This window comes from Bacillus sp. JJ1474, assembly GCF_036965225.1.
Classification (GTDB): domain Bacteria; phylum Bacillota; class Bacilli; order Bacillales; family Cytobacillaceae; genus Cytobacillus.
Genome location: NZ_JBALPC010000326.1, coordinates 1 through 2472 on the forward strand (window position 1 = coordinate 1; position 2472 = coordinate 2472).

At 36.4% G+C, this 2472-nt stretch carries 2 protein-coding genes; both read right to left on the reverse strand.

Annotated features, from left to right (window positions below):
* Positions 1 to 190: 190 nt before the first annotated feature.
* Positions 191 to 1027, reverse strand: coding sequence for an NAD(P)-dependent oxidoreductase (locus V7164_RS25395; RefSeq protein WP_335355618.1), 837 nt, complete (start codon positions 1025 to 1027; stop codon positions 191 to 193).
* Between the two features lie 124 nt (positions 1028 to 1151).
* A partial coding sequence (locus tag V7164_RS25400; RefSeq protein WP_335355619.1) for a GntP family permease occupies positions 1152 to 2472 on the reverse strand: 1321 nt, incomplete at its 5' end.

Genomic DNA, 2472 nt, shown 5'->3' on the forward strand with positions numbered 1-2472 from the left:
ATATAATTGAAGGAATTACAAAAAAGGCCAAGGCCACTAATAAGGATAATCTCTTAATAGAATTTTGGTGATAAAAAAAGGCCAAGAAAACATTCACGCTAATTAAATAAGGAAAGCATTCTGTTCAACACAGAATACTTTCCTATTAGAGAGTTGTATAATCAACCAATGAAATGGTAACATTATTCAATTATTTAGCTTCTGGTTTCTCTTTTCCCATAGAGTCAAATAATTGTGTGGATGATAAGGCATTGAATGGTAAAGATATATTATGTTTAACACCCTGGTTGTAAGATGCAATTAAGTCTTTAAGTAGAACGGCTAAGGCAGTGTCTGCTGTCCATTCAGAAACATAGCTCCAATTTCTAACTACCCAACTATCACCAGTACTTACTTTTAATAAGTTTAATACCTCTTCTTCAGGTAAGTTATAGTGGTTACCTAATTTAAGTCCTTCAGCTAAAGCATTCATGTTAATACCTAGAATCATATTATTAACTAATTTTGCTACTTGGCTGTTGCCTTGTTCCTCGCCATAGTAGAATGTATTGGATCCAATCGCATCAAAGTATGGTTGGAAAGATTTCACGATTGTCTCTGAACCTGATGTCATAATCGATAATGTTCCAGCTTGAGCACCTGAAGCACCACCGCTTACTGCAGCGCTAATTAGTCTCAAATCACTTTCTTCTTCGACTTTTTTGCCTAATTGATTCATTGTTTCAGGGTCAAGTGTACTCATCACAATAATTGTTTTATTTTTAGGTTGGGCAGAAAGAATTGCGTTCTCACCAAAAATAATATCAACATTTTGGGCATAGTCACGAACCATTGAGATAATCGCTTCGTCCGCTTGTTCTGCCACTTCTTTTAAAGTTTCTACCATTGTTATTCCAGCAGCACTTGCTTTTTCATAGACACCTTTAAAAGCATCATAACCGATTACGTCAAAACCAGCTTTCTTTAAATTAACTGCCATCGGGAAGCCCATTGTTCCTAATCCTACAAATCCAATTTTTTTACTCATGATTTTTTCCTCCTAGATGATATTTTGTAAAATCTATTACAAAAAGTACTTTAGAATAAAGTGCTTGATGTATCGTAAGTTGAATCATTCAAAACAAGTCTGAGGAACTTGCAAGATTACATCATTAAGCTAAACCTAAGATGGCCATGACAACGATAACGGCCATTGCGATCCAGTGGGTAACACTTATACTGATAAATCCATTTTTGAAGGTGTCTTTCATCGTTAGTCCCGTTATATTGTTAAATATAATCAAGAATCCAGAGTAAGGAACAATTGATAGAGCTCCAGATCCGATTGCGATTGCGCGGTGAACAGTTTCCGGATCTAGTCCCATTTCTAAATAGATAGGAGCAAAATTCGCAACAGAAATGCCAATTGCTCCAACAGCTGAAGCAGTAATACCGCCTATAAGACCTGTACCAATCATTAATGAAAGTACTGGGGGTCCAGGAATGGATTGAATCAATTGAAAGACACCCTTAAACGCAGGAACACTTGTAGCAATGCTACCAAATGCAATTGTACTGCCAGTTGTTATCGTGGATGATAACGATTCGTTAGCACCTTGATTTAACACTTCTTTTTGCTGTTCAATTTGCTTACGGAATAATATAGCACTCATTACGATCGCAACAATTAATGCGACAATAATGATATTACTCACAGAACTAAATAGTAATATGATGCCTAGTAACACGATGATAGGCAGTAAACTGATAATAAATGGTGGAAGCTCACGCTCAGTTGCCGCATTACTGCTTTCAACCTTCTCATCCACATTAAATGTCTCGTTCCTACACAAGCTTTTGGACAACGAGAATTTCATAAATAATAGTATGAACACAATTGCTGCTATGGAAGTGACGATTCCGATAACCGGTGCAGCAGTTAATGTAGTGCCCAAAGCCGTTGAAGGCACAATATTGTGTAAGGAAGGTGCCCCAGGCAACATTGTCATAGTAAACGTTGAAGTTCCGCCAAACACAGGAATGGTAACTAATTTCCAAGAAATATTAAGTTGTCTGAAGATCGGTTTAGCCATTGGGATTAATGCGAATATTATGACGAATACATTAATACCACCGTAAGTAAGAATGGCAGAAATAATAAATAATGCTACCAATGCGTTGTACGGGTTCTTGGTTCCTACCACCGACAATACTTTATTTGCAATTGAAATCGTTGCCCCACTTTTATCCATGTATTTCGCTAATACAGAACCTAATAAGAATATAGCGAAATTGGATGCAACAAACCCAGCTAGTGCCGTCATATAAGAATTTTCTTTGCCAAATACGGTCTCTAGTATAGGTACATCGTTAAACAGCAATACGACAATTGTCGCTATGGGTGCAGCAATGATGATACTGAACTTTTTAATAATAAAGAGAATAATTGTTAAAATACCTAACAATATTCCAATTATACCCAATATATCCATT

Coding starts and splice junctions, on each gene's coding strand:
- V7164_RS25395 (WP_335355618.1), bottom strand. CDS start 1,027: ATGAGTAAAAAAATTGGATTTGTAGGATTAGGAACAATGGGCTTCCCG.